Source organism: Paenibacillus apii, from assembly GCF_011043685.1.
GTDB lineage: Bacteria > Bacillota > Bacilli > Paenibacillales > Paenibacillaceae > Paenibacillus_AQ > Paenibacillus_AQ sabinae.
On the sequence record NZ_JAAKGU010000001.1, the window covers coordinates 148,668 to 166,226 of the forward strand.

Genomic DNA, 17,559 nt, shown 5'->3' on the forward strand with positions numbered 1-17,559 from the left:
CATATTCAGCTTGACGGAATTATTCTGAATTTGCATGGATAATCAACATTTCGGAGGATACATATGATTGCACTAGAAATGAATCAATATGACCTGATTAAGCCGATGCTTGCTGAGATTCCGGGTTGTCTATGGAATGTCGATGTACTGGAAAAAAGAAAATTGGGAAATGTGTATGTTGACAGGTTACCCTATCCGCAAGCTACTTACATAGAAACACCTTATTTTCTTTATTATGCGGGCGGAGTTTTTAATAAGGTTTTTCTGGACGATGTTATCAATCACATCCTAGCAGACTTGATCCCTGACAACGAAGCAAGACCCGTTTTTCTTTTTTCAACCAGCCAAGAATGGAAAGATGAAATTGAAAAACGGTTAACGACGTATAATCGTTCTGACTTCGGTCCGTATTTAACAAGGCGGTTGCATCATCTGAATAAGGATTCATATGAAAAGTTTAAAAAATCCTTATTGCCTCTTCCTGATGAGTACACAGTAATCATTAGTCATGAAAATGGAGAAAGCATAGTTCGCGCATATTGTAATGACATAGAGGTATGCGCTTGTCATGATGGCGGCCAAGGGTTGGGGCTTATGGATTTCAATGTGTTTACTCATCCCTATCACAGGCATAAAGGATTAGCTTCGATTTGCTGCTCCAAACTGATAGATCATTGTATTGAACAAGATATTGTACCTCAGTGGGGATGCTGGACGGTAAATGTTCCGTCGTGTAATCTTGCTGAAAAACTCGGTTTTCAAATTACAGCGGAAACTCAGGTGAATTTTGCCGAAATTAAAAAGGAGTAAGGTGTCGTCTGAATTCCCTGAACTGCCTTGCAGCCACCAAGGGCTGTAAGGCATATTGCTTGAATGCGGCGTTAGGTGAAAAAACATGATCTTGTTTAATTAGCTCACAAAGTTATTTGTTCAGTTCCTGCATTTCATTAATTCATTAATTTCTTCCTCAGTTAGAATGTCTTCAATCTTGGGATGTCCAATTTTTTCTATTAGCTTTAATTTAAGTGTTCTTTTCGTTATCCATTCCATCCCTTCACCCATCGTTGATCTTGGATGTGGCTCAATATCTTTATTAATATCTATTGGTTCATCAACTATATAAAGTAAGCCATTTTCTCTTCCGTTATGTTTTATAATTCCATCGTCATTAATAGATACTATTGGAGGTTTATGAGAAAACATACAAGCTAAATAATGGTGTTTTGTAATAGTACTTCCTGTCCTCAAATTTGTTATATCCGCTGGGCTACCATGATACCAATTCTCCAATCTAAAGTACCTCCAAGTGAAGAAGTTTATCTTATCAATTCATTAAAATTGCTAACGGTATAATCCGCCATAGATAAGTCTTGTTTGCCTAGCGAATTTTGAAGCGTGAATGCTGTGTTAAGCGAAGTAGCTGACTTCTTCGAACTACTTATTGTTATGGTTTTTTATATGCCCCAAGATTGGATTCTCATTTATTTCCATGCTGTTAAACATCGATGTTGTTTCACCCGAATCTATTCGAATTGTTCCATCTGATTGTTCGACCTCTTTATTAAATTCTAAATAACCTCCTATTATTCCATCTCTTGATTCCAAGATATAACCTACAATTTGATTATAATGATCAGTTTTCTCATTCAGCACATATCCAGTTTCTATAACTTCCTCGTCTAGAAACGCAGCTAGGTCAACATGTCCCTGAGTTTGTATTGTATTTATATGCTCTTTATAAAATCGTAAAGTTCCGGCTGCATACTTTGTTTCCGATTTGAAGCGTTCAGCACTCCTCCCATAACCATTCAGATATAAAACATGCTCTTTATTATAAATTTCAGTTGATTCTATCTCTTTACAACCAGCCAAAACTAGCAGAATAAGAATAATAACTATCTTGAACTGCATTTATTATCACTCCTATCCTTTTTAATGTTATGGACCTTATGTTTTTATCCGTTTGAAGGTGTTTCATTATTTGTTCTTCGTGATGCTTGTCATGACAGAAATAAAAACTATTAATCTTTCTAAGTCTTTGGAGACATCACTAATCGTTGCCACAATAAATTCCTCCTTTGTTCGGGATTATCTAACAAATAATTCTATTCCTTTAACCATTGTTTCACTTTTTTGTCCATCTTTTTTTGTAAATCCTTTAAATTTCCAGCATTTTGTTGTGTTAATTTCAAGTATTTTTCGGGAAACATCTTTCTTAAAGAAGATTGATACAAACTGCCGTCTTGGGGTTCTATATATTTGATAACAGAGAAGTGTTCTGCGTCTTTCTTCAACTGAATCACAGCGGGCAAAGAATGTCCTGCTTGGGTCTCTGTACCAGTTGATTTATTAAATCCACCGTAATAAGACCAAATATAGACACTGAGGACCCCGTTTGACTCACTCGTACCATATACTTTATGGACCTCAAATTGCTTTTCTGTGGCACCATATGAAGATGAGTAATTTTGAATGATGTAATTAGAAATCACCTCATTAATCTCTTCAGTAAGGTGTCTATCTCCGTCTTTAAGATTTATTTCATTTTCGTTGCAACCTGATATAAACGCTACACCAAATAACAAAATAGTTATTATTATTATATTTCTCAAAATGTTCATCTGTACCCCTCCTCACTATAAAGACGATATTACTGTCCGTTAGTTGAAGATTCTGCCCGCCAGCTAACACCGCATACCGCACATTCATAAGCCCCTAATTCCCCCCATCCCCACTCTTCACCCACAGCCTGGAAATATCCAGAAACCCGAACGAGCCGGTGTGCAGGCCGAGCAGGCTCTGGCTGAGCTTCGCTCGCTTATTTAGATGACAGCCGTGGAGGATCCAGAAATTGTCCCGGGCAAGCTGTTCCGCTTGGAGCAGACGCGAGACCCTTTCCGGTTTGGTAAGCTGAAAAATGCTCTCCGTTTCCCGGTCCAGAAGCTCGGTCTGCGCCGGATTGAACAGAAAATGGAGATAATTTCGGCGATTTTTATAAAAGTTCATCATCCCCCACTCCCAGTCATCTTCCAGCACCTCTTCCCCGATGAGCAGATCGGCATTGTGCAAAATTTCCTCATCAGACCTGCCGAGACGAAGCGGATGCAGCATAAGATGAAGTCCGATAGCGCGGCAACGTTTCTCCAGCCATTCAGCCTCCTCACTTTCCTCCTTCTTGGGCGGATAGGCCAGCTGTATCGGCTCCCCAGCATATCCCGCTTGGCGCAGAAGCTCCTCTGCTTCCTTTAGCGGTCTCTCCTCCACCTGCCGCTCGCTGCTGATCCAGGGCAACAAGCTGTCCGCAGGCGTATACCGGCTTCCCCCCAGTTCACGAATCAGGGCAATCCGGTCATACGCAATGCGAAGAGCCTCGCGGATCTCTTTTCGGTGATGAACCCCTTCCCGCCGCAAATTGAACACGATATACCGGCAGCCGAGCGCAGGGTAATCGATGCTGCTGTTATACTGATTCCAGGCCATCAATTCATCGTTTTCGGGGCCGGAAAGCTCATAATGGCGGTCGCTGCCCGCTTGGTCTGGCAGGAACCAAATCTCCACTCTGTCGAGCAGCGGCCGAATGCCGTAATAGCTGTCGAAGGCGGTAAGCGTCAATACATCTTTGTTCAGATTTGCGATACGGAAAGAACCGGTACCGATAGGGATTCCCGAAAAAACAACGTCGTTGGGCAGAACAGACATGTACAAGCTTCCGATCAGATGCAGAAAGAACAAATTCGGACGGCTCAGGCAAAAAGAAATCGTATAATCTCCATCCGTCTTCACCTCGGCAATGTCCCGGTACTGCCACAAGGCATGACTGTCCACTTGAAACAGCCTTTCTAACGTGTATTTCACATCTTCTGCCGTCATGGTCTTCCCATGATGAAAGCGGACCCCTTTCCGCAAATAAAAGGTCCAGCGGGTATATTGATCGCTATGCTCCCACGTATGGGCCAGCCCCGGAAGGAACCCTTTGCTGGAGGCATCATAGCTCACCAGGGTATCGCAGACTTGCCCTATTATGTATGCTTCAAATGCCGTAAACACAAAAGCCGGGTCCAGCCTCTCCAAATGGCGGTTCCGCATCATACGCAGCACATCCTGCCCCGAAGAAGCTTCCGGTTCACTGTGAAAGCCCATTTGCCGGTTTAGCTCCGTCCATAGCCTTTCTCTCAGGAGACTACTCACCTCGGGTGCGCCGATCAGCTCGATCGCTTCCTTGATTTTCCCTTGGACAAGCAGTTCATGAAACGTTTCTTCCAGTAAATCTTCCATACTACGCAAAAAAGCCAGCGAAGAGGCATGCCCTCTTCCCCTTCCCGGCTTCCACGAGATCAGCGCTTTTTCCTCCAGCCGCCGCAGAATGAACTTCACGTTGCGTGGTGTGCAGCAGAGCAGGCCGGACAATTGCTCAATGGTTACGCGAATCGGCTCTTCGGCTCGTTCGGCAGGCTGCAAAGCGGAAGCCAACCGAATAAAATGGGCGTCGCTCAATTCCACCTGACTCACTCCTTTAAAGGTGAAATCATCTCATGTAAGATTTCACTTTTCCTTCCCCTTTATAATATTACAATTATATCTATATCTGATCTCGGATGACAATACAATAGCTTTGAAGGAGAACACAATGAAACAAACCTTACGACACATTCATCCTCTGGCATGGACCATCATTGTCGGCACCATGTTCGGCCGGCTGGTAACCTCCATGAGCATCCCATTTTTGTCCATCTATCTGACCAAAGTGCTGGGTGCATCCCCAACACAGACCGGTATTACGATTGCGGTAAGCTCGCTCGCCGGCGTCTCGATTTCGTTCTATGGAGGCTACATTTCGGATATTATCGGGCGAAAAAAGGTCATGCTCGTGTCCATTTTCAGTTGGGCCGCTGTATTCGTCGGCTTCGCCGTGGCCGGCCATCTGTGGGTGTTTTTGGTTGTCAACATGCTTAACGGGCTATGCCGCGCCGTCTTCGAACCAACCTCGCGGGCGCTGCTGTCGGATATTACGCCAAACGAACATAAGCTGCTTGTCTTCAATTTGCGATACGCCGCTGTCAATCTCGGTGTCGTCTTCGGTCCGATCATTGGTCTTAAGCTCGGTGCGGCAGAGTCAACCTCCCCGTTCCTGATCGCCGCAGCCGTATATATCGCCTATGGACTTATACTGGTTCTGCAGTTCGCCGTTCACGGCAAGAATTTGCAGACTTCATCCAGGGCGCAGGCTCCCCGGCTGCGTGAAGCACTCAGCGTGACAGGACGGGACCGCGTGTTTCTGCCGATCCTAATCGGCACCATCTTTTGCGTGCTGGGTTACGGGCATTTCGGCTCGACGCTGGCGCAGTATTTGGCGCTTAATCCCCATTTTGCGAACGGCGGAAAAGCCTTTTCGTACATGCTGTCGCTGAACGCAATCACTGTGCTTATTGTCCAATTACCCGTTGTGCGGACCTTCCGCCACATGCCGCCGGTCATACCGCTGATTCTCGGCAACGTGTGCGTCGCGGCATCCATGATTCTATTCGGGATCGCGGGAGGCCTGCCGCTGATGATGTTCGGCGTTGTGCTGTTTACAATCGGCGAAGTGCTGCTGTTCACGATGATGGATATGCTGATCGACCGGGTCGCCAAGCCGGAATGGAAAGGAACCTACTTCGGCACGATCGGCTTCAACGGCATTGGCAGCGTCTTGGCGCCGATTCAAGGCGGCCTGCTGCTTGACCAGATGGGTGCGGAGCATGGACTTGCCTTGTTCATCCCGCTGGCGCTGTCGACCGCGCTCGGTCTGCCTTTTCTGCTGACCGCACACCGCCGCCTGTCAGCGCGGGAGCGCTCCATCCACATCCAGTGTATGGAAGGCAAGGAAAAAGCGGTTTGACTGCCAGGCAATAATAAGTTACAGCATATAGCAACAGGATCGGTTATAAGAGGTGCTTCGGCACCCTTTTTCCATTTGGATTGTATGGTTGGAGTGCTAGAATGATTTGATTAGGGTGGTGATGCAAGGGAGAGAATGATTGTTGATTTTTTATTGTGAATTTTTCACATGTTGAAATATAGGAATCAAGAAGTTGCGTCGAACGAAATTGCTTCTAAATTGTTATATTTTTATAGTTAAGTTTTAAAGGAGCCTTTTGCTTGTATCTAGTTTACATAATATTCGTTATGTAAACTAATGCTGTGACTCCTGCTTAGCACTGGAGTTCCTATTATGAATTTTTCATATCATTAAACATTGCAACAAGAAAAAGCCGTCCTTCTGGACGGCAAGCGTTGGTACAAACTATTCGGCTGTTAATGCGTTTTGACGCGGCGTCTCTCTCTTCTGCTGACAACCTGCTTTTCATCAAGCTAACGAAATGGCAGGATGCGGCTGCCGCCTTTTGTTAAAGTATGAATGGCCGCGTAGCAGATACAGATCAGCCGACGGGCTGATTGTCCTTCACCATACTTTTTTTATTCAAAATATTATCTTCCAAGACAGCGAATTTGTCGCCATATTCCTGAATGATATGTCTTTCTCCCCAAGCGCAAAGGGAATCGAGGATCGACTTCAGGCTCCTGCCATACTCGCTCAGCTCATATTCCACTTTCGGAGGGATCTGATTGTAGCAGATCCGGTTTACGATCCCGTCCTCTTCCAGCTCCCGGAGCTGTTGGGTCAGCATCTTTTGCGTAATGGCAGGCATCAAGCGCTTCAGGTCACTTGTCCGTTTCTTGCCGTGAGTCAAATGGCACAGAATGACGCATTTCCACTTGCCTCCGATAATTTCAAGGGTAGCTTCCACCGGAATATTGTATTTCTTTTGAGTCATGCTCATCCGCCTCCAGTAAGATTCGGTTATTTTATGGGCACCAAAAAGTATGTATGGTACTCAGAAGGTACTACGGTACTTGAAAGTATGTGCTATTCAATAATGATGGTTAGTTACATAATAACATATACCAGACCGTAATTGCCATATGGGAGTGACGGACACGTCCTATCCTTCTTGGAGGATTATGCTCGTTATTACCGCCGGTAATACGCTGGCCGCACACTCGGACTGTTGTCACCGCCGCAATCGTGCTGACAGCCAGGAGCCTATTATTAGGAAAAATAAACAATCATGCTACTATTATGAATTTTTCACATGTTTAAAGTTTTTTATTTGTCTTGCTGACGTTTGGTTCGACCCATCCATTGGGCAAACTCCCGTAGGATTCCATAAAGTTTGCAAACAGTTAGAAACAATTGCTTGCGGCATTAGTTTACATAATATTTATTACGTAAACCGAATATGGTTTTACTGTCAGCTGAAAATAAAGTATTGGACTGGATGTCTTAATTCCACGCCTTTCGAATCGCAAAACCGTCAGACTCCATAAAATAAGCGTTTAGACTACACCCTAACAAATGAAAAAGCGACAGACAAGGACGAAAAAATAAAGCCCTAGACTGTCGCTGTTTCATTGAACTCCCATTAGTTCAGACTAAGAAAATAAGCAGCACAAATTAAAAGAATTTTTCCGTTTGTGGATATTTCTTAATAAACAATTCATTTGCTTCTTGGAGCATACTTAAATAATCACGATAAGTACTGCTCAAGATTTTTAAATTTGTTATAAAGATCTCATAGTATCCATTACTTTGTTGGAATTCTAACAGCAATTGTTGCATTTTATATGCTGCAGTTGATTTATACTCTTCGGAGTTACGAAATTCAATGTACTTCTCTATGCTATGTTTGTTAGTTAAGATATAGTTATCAATATCACCAATTGCATTTAGAACAGTAGTGTTCATTTTCTCTATTTCTTCATGCTCCATCAAAGGAATGGAGCTCTCTAAATATTGTTCCAATTGGTTGGTAATGTGTATATTATCCAAGAAGTGAACAATCTTAGTAAAAGCTTCTTCCTTCTCGTCGCTATCGATTTTCTCACTTAGAAATTGTCCGAAGTGGATAGACAAATAAATACCATACACTCCTGGAAAAGACTGTACTAATTTTTCTTTAATTGTAAAGGAGCAACTGAAATTAGATTCAATATATTCCATCACTTTATCAATATTATAGTTTTCAATTAAAAGTTCAAGGCATTTTTGTTGTTCAAGTACCCTTTGCCTCTTTAAATCCATCAAATATTTGTATTTTGATAATGCTAGTGACTTGTTGCTACTACCAAAGACAATTTTTATTTCGGAAATACTTAATCCTAAACTTCTGAGAACGGAAATCTCCATCAAAGTGGACAGATCTTTATCACTATAATTTCTATATCCGTTTTCCCCAATTTGCGGGTGCACAAGTTCTTGCTTCTCATAATATTCTATTGCCTTTTTTGTCAGCGAACTTTTTTTACAAACTTCATTTATGAACATTTTCTCACCTCAAGAGAAATGATAAGCTAACCCCCAAGGTGAGAGTCAATAGCATTTTTAGTGATTTAAAAGAAAACTCCTCCACTTTGGATACTTTTTGTATTCAATTAAACTGCCCTTTAGCTTAACGACGCTAAGGAGCAACTGCCGCAGCGATGAACTGCCGCTGAATCTCTGAATTAACGTTTCCCGATAGCTTAAGCCTTCTGTGTAATAATCAGCTTGAATTTTTGACGACTACCATCTTCTGGACCATTTGGAATTGAGTCCTCTTGAGGCACAAATCCAAACTTCTGATATAACTTTCTTGCAGGTCGTCCATCTGGAATATCATCACCAAATGTAATAACTGATACTTCTGCCGGGACTTCAACAAGTTTCAATATATGTTGCAGTAGTTCCGTTGCTATACCTTTGTTTCTCGCTCGGGATGAAACCACTAACCATCCAATCTTGTAGCTTTGGGCACCTGCTGACGAAAATAAAACTCCACCCAGTAAGCGTGATCCTGGTAATCCATCGTTTTCCCTCACACAGAATGCACTACATTGATTAATATTTTTCTCTATTGCCTGAAAAAATTTTGGATCATTTACCATTGGACCAAAGAGGTATTCAACTTCAGAAGCTAATTCCAACCATTCGTTCAGATCATCCTTTGTAGCGTTCACAACTTTCATTACAAGAACTCCTTTAGATTGTAGAGAGATGATTCGCATTTTTAATACCATTGCAGCACCCTTTATAATACCACATATTGGAACTATACTGCCCTTTAGTTGAACAGCGATGATTCTAATGGGGGATCCGCCGCCAATACAAACTAAAATTATGTCGAAAGCGATGCCGAAATACATTCGCTTCAATTTCTCCCCGATCTGCAAGCCGTTTTAATGCTCATCTAATCGTAGGTATAGCCATTCGTTTTGTTGGATGCGTATCGGTAACAAATAAGGCTTTGCAGGAGTCCTCACGACTGGCCAGGTACTTCTTTAACCATACTTTGCACCCTGTCGTGAAGTAAACTTCTCTTTGCTTCGCTCCCTTGCCATTAACGATTGCTGAGCAGTTCTCCCAGTTAAGATCCTGGATATTGATCTTCTCCACCTCCCCAACCCGGCAGCCGGTGCTGTAGAGAAACTCAAGCAGCGTTCTTTCCCCTGAGTGACTGACAAGAGATCTTCAAGTTATGACGTCTTCCTCAATCAAAAACTTAGGAATGCGCTTATCTAATTTCGGTTCTCTCAATTGTAGAGAAGGATTTGAAGTCAGATACGTCTCTTCATAAGCGTAGCGGAAAAAAGAACGAACAAACCGAATTCGATGACCAAGGCTGCTTGGCTTCAAACGATCTGCTTGTTTTGCCAAGTACTCCTTCAGCATGGTTAACGTTACCTCTGTGATATCGAGATTGCCTAGCTCCAACATCAACATTTTGTGCTGAAGGGCGTATGCTTTTAATGTTTTCGGACTAAATCCTTAAATGCGTTTGTCAGCTTCATACAAACTCCACAACTCACTTAAGTTCATAACAAAACCTCCCTTTAGAAGCTTTTAAATCTAGTTTGCTTCTAAGGAGAGGTTTTAATCTGCCTGCTGTTTTGAACTAGCGTTTCCCGTAAGCTTAATAGATCACATTTGTAGCATTTATGCCACCTACCACATACTCCGTTAATCTCCCTTTACTTCATATTCGTTCGGAATTAATTCATACAAGGCACGAACATCACAACCGATGGAATCGGCGATCGATATGGCCAATTTTGAGTGGCATCACTCTTTTGTTTTCAATAAAGTCGTAAACTCGTTCGGGTTTAAAAAGCAAGTCTTTTGCCAGCCATTCCGCTGACTTTCCGGATTCCATCAATCGTTCATTCAGCAAGCAACGTCCAAGTTCAAATTTCAAGAAGCGATGACCTCCCGCGTAAGAAAATATTTATTTAACCTTAAGCGTTGTCCATTGCCAGCATGAGTATACTTTATAAAGGGAGCCATAACGATGAAGTTCCCCATGCGTCTGCCCAATTTGTTGGGTAAGTTCCGTCGAAGCGCTATCGTTTCCCGTTAATTCAATCTTCCCCCTTTTCATAAAAGTTGTTTGTAAAGCTTTCTGCCGTTGAAATCATGTTTAACTCCTAGTCACTTTGCATAAATCTAACCCCCACCGAGTTCAATCGTTTTCGTGGCGACACGGTCGTGAAATTCCCGATCATGCTCCACGAACACAATGGTCGGCGCGTACTCAAGCAGCAGCTCTTCAATCTGCATCCGGGAAATCACGTCGACAAAGTTGAGCGGTTCGTCCCAAATATGCAGATGAGCCTCTTCGCATAGGCTTCTCGCGATCAGAACCTTCTTCTTCTGCCCGCCGCTAAACGCCGACATATCCTTCTCAAACTGGATGCGGGCGAAATCAAGCTTACGCAACATGGCCTTAAATAAGCTTTCGTCGATTCCGTGCTCTGCTGCATAATCGGAAAGTGATCCTCGCAGATGAGAGGTACTCTGGGATACATAGGAAACGCGAAGCTGCGGCTCCAGCCGAAACGTGCCTGTATAGTGAAGCGCCTCGCCGTTGAGCAGGCGGAGCAAGCTAGACTTGCCCGAACCGTTTGGACCTGAAATTGCGATCCGATCCCCTTGTTCGATCGTCAAACGAACGTTCTCGCAAACCGGTCTTACCCCGTAGTAAATCGTGACGTGATCCAGCACGACCAGTTCGGATTTGGGATATGCGAGCTGAGAGATCACAAGGCTTTCTGACTGTTCGATATTTCGGAGCAGTTTCGACTTCTCCTCTACAGCGGCGGTTTGCCGCTGCTCGATGGATTTCGCGCGTTTCATCATTTTTGCTGCTTTGTGACCGACGTATCCCTTGTCCAGCTTGGAGCCGGAGTTTCGTGTGCCGTTTTTCGATTTTTCGATCTCGTGAGACCAGCCGCTCGTGCGTTTGACAGAAGTCGATAAACGCTGTATGTCTTTGTACAACTTTTCGTTTTGTGCCAATTCAAACGTGTCCTGGCGAGTTTTGTTCGTCCACCAGCTGGAGAAGCTGCCTTTTTGGATTTCGATATTCGTTTTGTTGATCGCTAGAATATGATCGACGCAGCGGTCGAGAAATGCCCGATCGTGTGAAACAAGAATAAAACCGCGTTTCGTATTCAGATAATCGCCAACAAGCTTTCGTGCGTGAAAATCGAGATGATTGGTCGGCTCATCGATGAGAAGAAATCGATTGTCCTGGATGAACAGCACGGCCAGCAGTACCTTCGTCTGCTCGCCTTGGGACAGCGATTCGAATGGCCGGTACAACACGTCTTCCGAAACCTTAAGCAGGTTCAGTTCGCGCATCAACTTCCAGCGCTCATAGCCTGGCACGATCTCTTCGATGACGTCGACGGTCAAATATTCCGGATGTTCGACGGGAAACGGAAAATAATCAAAAGCGACCGGTGCGGAGATCGTGCCGCTGTATTCGTATTTCCCCTGTAGCAGGTTAAAGAACGTCGTTTTCCCTCGACCGTTTCGCCCTGTAAACCCCAGCTTCCAGTCTGTATCGATTTGAAAATGAACATTTTCGAATATAAGGTCATAGCTACCTGGATAGGCAAAAGTAAGATTGGATACCTGTATCGCGGGCATGGCGATCATCCTTTCGTATGGAAATAAAAAGAGCCGCAAGAAAGGTGCTTTCTTGCGGCTCTGATCCATACGAGGAAATTCGGCCCCATTCCAAGGGGCCGGATGACTGTCCGGATAGGGAGCGCAAACGAAATGCAGACCTTTCTTGCAGAGACGAAATAAACCAACCACAGCCGATAGCTGAGTCCGTTCTTTTCGTGATCTCGCAGCAAGAAAGTTCTACATGTATTCGTTCAACTCCCGTCATCAAAATTACGTACAGTTTATCACAATCGTAATTTAACTACAACCTGCGCCGTCCCGTTTAAGCTGAAGCCTCGCGCAGCTCCGCCATGCTCCTTCGCTTGATTCCTGTTATTTCACTATCCTGCCCGTTGGCTTAATGAAGCGTCATCAGTCTAGAACTTTATTTTCTTCTGACATTTACCTCATCATTCTTGCCGCAAACCGGTCGATTTTTTCCAGGGACAAGCCCTTTCCCTTCTTGCTCTTGCCTTTTACCGTCCGAAAAATAAGCTTCTCCGGCAGCGACAGCTTGCTGTAATCCAGTTCATCTCCGAAGACGTCCGCAGCGGCCGCCCGGGTCCGCAAAATGTCCGGAAACGCAACCTCCAGTTCCTTCCGCGCTTTCTCTTCCGATTCGGCTGCGCAGATAAACAGACCGATTTTTTTGGAGGCGAGCCGGGACTGCTCTTTGTTGATAAATTCGGTCATCTGCTTCTGGATTCCGCCATAATAGATCGATCCGCCCAAAATAACCGTTTCATACTCCGATAGCTCAGGAACGGAATCCGTCATCAGATTTACCGCATCCGTCCCCTGCCCCATACGGGCTTGCAGCAAGCCTGCCGCCTTAGCCGTGCAGCCGTGTCTCGTCGTGAACAAAATCAGCGTCTTCATTCTTCTCCCCCGCTTTGCCAGAATAAACAGCCATTATGCCGGTTGCCGCGTATGTTTCAACAGCAGCACAAAGTTGTACAAAGCCCACATTGTAAAGCACGGAAACAGAACAAGCTCCGCCAGGGATACGTTCACGCCTTCATACAGCATCATGCCCAGCATGGCTGAGATCGCCGTAAGGAGCGATATCCCCTTAACAATCATTACGGACGCCAGCAAAAATCCGATTGTCCGCCTACGTAGAACCAGTATGCCAGCCGCTATGCTGAGCGGAACAACGACACCGAGGTCCATCGCCTGAATGACCAGAGTGCTGTAATGTTCAAGGCCCAATGGCGCGCCGCTGACGGGATCGGGACGCAGGATTTTGCCAAGCCACAGCATGCCGATGGAACAGCCGATAAACAGCAAGAAAATACCGATTCTCCTGGCGGGAAGTGTGTTTTTGAACAGGCGATCCCGCTCCTTTTGCAGAACATTCAAGGTGAAGATAAAGGCAAATAAACTGGCTGAGAAAAGAATCGTATAGACGAGAAATAGCGGATTGTACATCGATAAGAAAGCGTAAGAAGCGTAGGTATACAAAAAATAACCAAGTGTTCCTGTAAGCAGTAAATGTCCGTTCCTACTGCCTCTGCGGGTCATAATGAGCGAAATGCACAGCAGCGGAATGCCAAGCGCCAACGTAACCATATCCTGCCCTTTCGCCTGGGCGGCCATCGATACCGATTCGTTCTTGTACAATCCTTGGCCATACAGGGTAACGGACTCGCCGCGAACCGACATAAAAGCATGTTCACCCGGACCTCCCCCTATCAGCAGCCCGGCTCCTGCAGCAATCGCTGCAAACGCAATAATCAGGACCGATAACAGGGTAACCTCTCTCATGTTCTTCATCGCGCTTCTTCCTTCGTTCATTGGCTCAATATCCTCCCGCAGGGTCAGTAATGGCAGCCAGCATCAATGCAATGTAGGTGTCAATCAGCTTCTCCTTTTGTTCAGCCGGTATCTCCTTCTCAACCGTCAACCGGAGTATGAGGCCAAAGGCGGCGCTCCAGACAATCTGGGCGGTCCGTTCGATCTCGCTGTCCTCTTTATCCCGCATGTTCTCAAAATTCCGTAAATTTCCGCACAGCATTCCGATCGCGGCCCTCTGCTCCGATGCTCCGCGAAACAGCACCGCGGTCTGGGACAGTACGGAAGGTGATTCATTCAGCATAATGTTCCGGTAACGGGAACCGTCTGCAAGCGAGGTCTCAATGAAATGGCGCATCGTCTGCTCAAATACACGTTCGGGGCGTGTCTCTTTGGCGCCTTCTGCTCTCAGATCCGAGACAAACTTCTGATAATCGTGCTGAAGGAGCTGCTCGACAATCGCTTCTTTGCCCGAAAAATAGTGATAAATAATGCCCGGCGAATATTCGATCCGCTCGGCAATCTTCCGGATGGACAGGCGCTCCAATCCTTCTTCAGACGCAATTTGGCCCGCCGCATCCAAAATGGCCTTCCGCCTTTCATCCCGCTCCCGTTCCTGCCGCTCATGCCTTTTCATTATGGCCGTAACTCCCTTCAACCCCAACTTTGAACACTGTTCAATGTATTAAACACTGTTTATTATAGAGTCCGTTCCAACTATTGTCAATGAGCTTTTTGCCCGTAATAACAGGCGGAATATCATGCAGCTGCAATAAAAAAAGCAACCCGGTTCTGCCGGATTGCCGATGCCAAACTATTAAAATCCGAAAATACTCATGCCGCCATCCACGATCAGCGTCTGGCCCGTCATATAATGAGCCGCGTCGGAGGCCAGAAAAACAACCGGACCGACCAGTTCCTCCAGACTTCCGATCCGTCCGAGAGGCGTACGGTCCAGAATCCGCTTCAGGTACTGCTCGTCCGCCAGCAGCTTTTCGGTGAGTGGAGTGCGGAAATACCAAGGCCCCACCGCATTGACGCGTATGCCGTACTGGGCCCATTCCAGCGCGAGATTTTTGGTCATCTGGATCATGGCCGCTTTGGTTGCCCCGTAGACTACGCCTGTCCGCAGCGCCGTATGGCCGCCAACCGACGAAATATTGATGATGCTTCCGCCGCCCTGCTCTTTCATCAGTCCCGCCGCCAGCTGCGAGCCGATGAGCGCCGACTTCAGATTGGTGGCCATAATTGCCTCCCATTCCACATCGGTCACTTCAAGAGCGGGCGTGCGGATGTTCATGCCCGCATTGTTGACGAGCAGATCCAGCCCACCCAGATCGGCCTCGGCCCGTCCGAAGGCCTCCTCCATCTGTTCGCGCTGGGTAACGTCCGCCGGGTAACAGTAGCTTTTGGCGGAAGTATGCTCCGAAATCAGCGCCGCGGTTTCCTCCAGATCGGTAATCGTCCGGGAGAGCAGCGCCACATCGCAGCCGGCCTCGGCCAGCCCAATGGCCAGCGCGCGGCCGATGCCCTTTCCGGCTCCGGTAACAAGCGCTTTTTTGCCATCCAGTCTGAAAGAAGGTAAGTACATGATGATCCGCTCCTGTCTATGCTATTTATTGACCTTGCCGGCGCTCAGCGTGCTGAAATACTGGCTTGGATTGCCCTGCTGCGGATTGAACTTTTCCTTAAACGAGCCCTTCGTGTATTCACCGATTACCCGGTGCCAGAAGCTGCGGGCAGGCTCGTTGGCCCGGATCTGTGAAACTTTCCAGTCGCCGGGGAACATGTCGAACAGCCGGTGAGCCGCCCACTTTCCGACGCCGGAGCGGCGGTATTTTTGCAGAATAAAAAATTCGGTCATGTAATACTGTCCTTCGCTGCTGCGAAGCAGACGGTCAACGAGCGCAAATCCGGCCGGACGGTTGTCGCAGGTGATCAGGTAGGGGTATTTATTGTGGCCGCTGTTCCAGTAAGCTTCAAGACCCGGATAGGCGGGAAACGCGCCGTCACGATCCACATCGAGATCCAGGTAACGGGTGAAGTCGTATAGATAGAACTGCATGAGTCTGCTGATAATCTGCTTCCGCTCGGCGGGCACCAGCTCAAGTCCAAGTTCCAAAGGGTTCACCTCTGCTTGTCTCTTTTTTCTATTCCTTCACATGATATAACTTTGAACCTCCCGTTAGCAAGGCGGAGCGAGGAAAGTAAATCCAGTCCGAACATGTTAAAATAGAGTTTACGAAGAACAATCTCTGGAAAAAGGTGAACACATGAGCTTACAGAAAATTAGCGACCGAAAAAAGCTGGAGCTGAAGCTGCCGCAGATGCCCTGGTTCGTTCAGCAGTTCATCGATTACAAGCTGCCGGACCTGTCTCCCTCCACCCTGCTGGAGTACGTGCGGGATTATGAATCCTTTTTCGGCTGGATGCGCGCGGAAGGGCTGTCGCAGGCCGACACCAACTCCGGGGTTACGCTGCTGGAGCTAGAGACCTTGCACATGGACAGTGTCGTCGGCTACCGGCTGTACTTGACTACACGGACGGAGGACACGAATTCCAAAATCACCGTTTCCCGCAAGCTGTCCGCCCTCCGCTCCCTGTTCCATTACCTCAGCCAAATTGCCGAGGACGAGAATTTCTATCCCTTGCTGAAGCGCAACGTTATGGCCAAGGTGGAGATCAAAAGAATCCACAAGCCAAAAGATACCGCGGCCAAACTGAAAGGCAAAATACTCGAAGAGGATGAGCTCATCGAATTCGTCGGCTATATACTGGAGGGCTACGGGCGGGACGTGGAAGGCAATAAGCAGGCCCATTATGCGTTTATGCTGAACCGGGAACGGGATGCCTGCATCGCCAGCCTGATCCTGAACTCGGGGCTCCGCGTATCGGAAATCGTCAATCTGAACGTGGACGACCTCGATCTCGGCAATAAGCTGCTGTATGTTTACCGCAAAGGCCAGAACGACGAGACGTTCAAGACGCCGGTATATTTTCGGGAACAGGCCAAGGATGAATTGCAGCAGTATATGAGCTTGCGTCATACCCGGTATAACACGCCCAAGAAGGAAAAAGCCCTGTTCGTGGCCAAGCCCAACGGCAGCCCGGAAAGCAAACGGATGACGAAACGCGCCATTCAGGCGATGATTATCAAGTACGCCAAACGGTTCGGCAAGCCTTATTTAACCGTCCATAAGCTGCGGCACTCTTTTGCCACCGACTATTATTTGCAGAACGATATTTACAAGACCAAAGAGCAGCTCGGCCACGCCTCGACCGAGACGACCGAGGTGTACGCGCACCTGACCGACAAGACGATGTCCGAAGCGATCGAGCGGCGGCTCGAGTCTTGAGTCTTCACCTTGATTCCGGCTCAACTAAAGACTGATACAAGGTGATCTGTCCTTTCCAAAGATACAAAACTCTTAATAATGTCTTTTAAATAGTGGACACTCCGGCAAAAACTGTTTATATGCGATGTTGCGTCTTTCAAGCCGAATTTCTTCAACATATAGAGTTAATCAGCTTACCATTGTCCATATATTGAAAAACTCTTCCAAGGGGGTTACTTTGTGCCAATGTCCACCTTTTAAAAGACAATCCTATTAAAATGTCCTCAAAGAGAGGACATTTTTTTGTTGCCTGGTTCAGTACTATCTTGTAGCGGCAAAGTAGTGTGCTGGGAGATAGACTTGGACAATAAATGAGCGCATTTATCCCGGACAATAACAAAG

Annotated in this window: 18 protein-coding genes and 1 pseudogene; 3 read left to right on the forward strand and 16 right to left on the reverse strand. The window is 46.3% G+C overall.

Annotated elements, in window-relative coordinates; genetic code table 11:
• Nucleotides 1-63: 63 nt before the first annotated feature.
• Nucleotides 64-810, forward strand: coding sequence for a GNAT family N-acetyltransferase (locus tag G5B47_RS00780; RefSeq protein ID WP_165093341.1), 747 nt, complete (start codon nucleotides 64-66; stop codon nucleotides 808-810).
• 120 nt (nucleotides 811-930) lie between these two features.
• On the opposite strand, the gene G5B47_RS00785 is transcribed toward G5B47_RS00780, so the two are convergent.
• The 4 genes from G5B47_RS00785 to G5B47_RS00800 form a co-directional block, all read right to left on the reverse strand.
• Nucleotides 931-1,290 carry a hypothetical protein gene (locus tag G5B47_RS00785; protein WP_165093343.1) on the reverse strand — a complete coding sequence of 120 codons (360 nt, stop codon included), beginning with the start codon at nucleotides 1,288-1,290 and terminating at the stop codon, nucleotides 931-933.
• A 144-nt stretch (nucleotides 1,291-1,434) separates the two neighbouring features.
• Nucleotides 1,435-1,911, reverse strand: a complete 477-nt coding sequence (locus G5B47_RS00790) for a DUF4830 domain-containing protein (RefSeq protein ID WP_165093345.1) — start codon at nucleotides 1,909-1,911, stop codon at nucleotides 1,435-1,437.
• Nucleotides 1,912-2,105: 194 nt separating this feature from the next.
• Nucleotides 2,106-2,621, reverse strand: coding sequence for a hypothetical protein (locus tag G5B47_RS00795; protein ID WP_165093347.1), 516 nt, complete (start codon nucleotides 2,619-2,621; stop codon nucleotides 2,106-2,108).
• A gap of 94 nt (nucleotides 2,622-2,715) precedes the next feature.
• On the reverse strand, nucleotides 2,716-4,500 hold the full coding sequence (locus G5B47_RS00800; RefSeq protein WP_165093349.1) for an ABC transporter substrate-binding protein: 1,785 nt from the start codon (nucleotides 4,498-4,500) through the stop codon (nucleotides 2,716-2,718).
• Between the two features lie 127 nt (nucleotides 4,501-4,627).
• Here G5B47_RS00800 and G5B47_RS00805 point away from each other — a divergent pair, with 127 nt between their 5' ends.
• Nucleotides 4,628-5,878 carry an MDR family MFS transporter gene (locus tag G5B47_RS00805; protein ID WP_165093350.1) on the forward strand — a complete coding sequence of 417 codons (1,251 nt, stop codon included), beginning with the start codon at nucleotides 4,628-4,630 and terminating at the stop codon, nucleotides 5,876-5,878.
• A gap of 541 nt (nucleotides 5,879-6,419) precedes the next feature.
• Here G5B47_RS00805 and G5B47_RS00810 read toward each other — a convergent pair.
• The 12 genes and pseudogenes from G5B47_RS00810 to G5B47_RS00860 all read right to left on the reverse strand — a co-directional run bounded on the left by G5B47_RS00810 (nucleotide 6,420) and on the right by G5B47_RS00860 (nucleotide 15,944).
• Complete coding sequence (locus tag G5B47_RS00810; RefSeq protein WP_165093352.1) at nucleotides 6,420-6,815, reverse strand: winged helix-turn-helix transcriptional regulator; 396 nt, start codon at nucleotides 6,813-6,815, stop codon at nucleotides 6,420-6,422.
• 680 nt (nucleotides 6,816-7,495) lie between these two features.
• The gene (locus G5B47_RS00815; RefSeq protein ID WP_165093354.1) at nucleotides 7,496-8,365 is read right to left on the reverse strand and encodes a MerR family transcriptional regulator; all 870 of its coding nucleotides are present in this window, start codon (nucleotides 8,363-8,365) and stop codon (nucleotides 7,496-7,498) included.
• A gap of 197 nt (nucleotides 8,366-8,562) precedes the next feature.
• Nucleotides 8,563-9,222: a GNAT family N-acetyltransferase gene (locus G5B47_RS00820; protein ID WP_235957058.1), complete on the reverse strand. Its 660-nt coding sequence runs from the start codon at nucleotides 9,220-9,222 to the stop codon at nucleotides 8,563-8,565.
• 40 nt (nucleotides 9,223-9,262) lie between these two features.
• Entirely contained in the window at nucleotides 9,263-9,472 is a 210-nt protein-coding gene (locus tag G5B47_RS25455) for a hypothetical protein (RefSeq protein WP_328804409.1), read from the reverse strand.
• Nucleotides 9,473-9,547: 75 nt separating this feature from the next.
• A pseudogene (locus G5B47_RS25460) lies at nucleotides 9,548-9,829 on the reverse strand (integrase); the annotation flags it as partial.
• 262 nt (nucleotides 9,830-10,091) lie between these two features.
• Complete coding sequence (locus tag G5B47_RS00830; RefSeq protein ID WP_328804411.1) at nucleotides 10,092-10,271, reverse strand: hypothetical protein; 180 nt, start codon at nucleotides 10,269-10,271, stop codon at nucleotides 10,092-10,094.
• A 248-nt stretch (nucleotides 10,272-10,519) separates the two neighbouring features.
• Nucleotides 10,520-12,007: a ribosomal protection-like ABC-F family protein gene (abc-f, locus tag G5B47_RS00835; protein WP_165093357.1), complete on the reverse strand. Its 1,488-nt coding sequence runs from the start codon at nucleotides 12,005-12,007 to the stop codon at nucleotides 10,520-10,522.
• Nucleotides 12,008-12,430: 423 nt separating this feature from the next.
• Nucleotides 12,431-12,907: a flavodoxin domain-containing protein gene (locus G5B47_RS00840; RefSeq protein ID WP_165093359.1), complete on the reverse strand. Its 477-nt coding sequence runs from the start codon at nucleotides 12,905-12,907 to the stop codon at nucleotides 12,431-12,433.
• A 33-nt stretch (nucleotides 12,908-12,940) separates the two neighbouring features.
• Complete coding sequence (locus G5B47_RS00845) at nucleotides 12,941-13,825, reverse strand: hypothetical protein (RefSeq protein WP_165093361.1); 885 nt, start codon at nucleotides 13,823-13,825, stop codon at nucleotides 12,941-12,943.
• Between the two features lie 4 nt (nucleotides 13,826-13,829).
• The gene (locus G5B47_RS00850; protein WP_165093363.1) at nucleotides 13,830-14,459 is read right to left on the reverse strand and encodes a TetR/AcrR family transcriptional regulator; all 630 of its coding nucleotides are present in this window, start codon (nucleotides 14,457-14,459) and stop codon (nucleotides 13,830-13,832) included.
• Between the two features lie 180 nt (nucleotides 14,460-14,639).
• Nucleotides 14,640-15,413 (reverse strand): SDR family NAD(P)-dependent oxidoreductase, encoded by a 774-nt coding sequence (locus tag G5B47_RS00855; protein WP_165093365.1) that lies wholly within the window; start codon nucleotides 15,411-15,413, stop codon nucleotides 14,640-14,642.
• A gap of 21 nt (nucleotides 15,414-15,434) precedes the next feature.
• Nucleotides 15,435-15,944 (reverse strand): GNAT family N-acetyltransferase, encoded by a 510-nt coding sequence (locus G5B47_RS00860; RefSeq protein ID WP_165095325.1) that lies wholly within the window; start codon nucleotides 15,942-15,944, stop codon nucleotides 15,435-15,437.
• Between the two features lie 151 nt (nucleotides 15,945-16,095).
• Here G5B47_RS00860 and xerS point away from each other — a divergent pair, with 151 nt between their 5' ends.
• Nucleotides 16,096-17,178, forward strand: coding sequence for a tyrosine recombinase XerS (gene xerS, locus G5B47_RS00865; RefSeq protein ID WP_165093367.1), 1,083 nt, complete (start codon nucleotides 16,096-16,098; stop codon nucleotides 17,176-17,178).
• Nucleotides 17,179-17,559 lie beyond the last annotated feature (381 nt).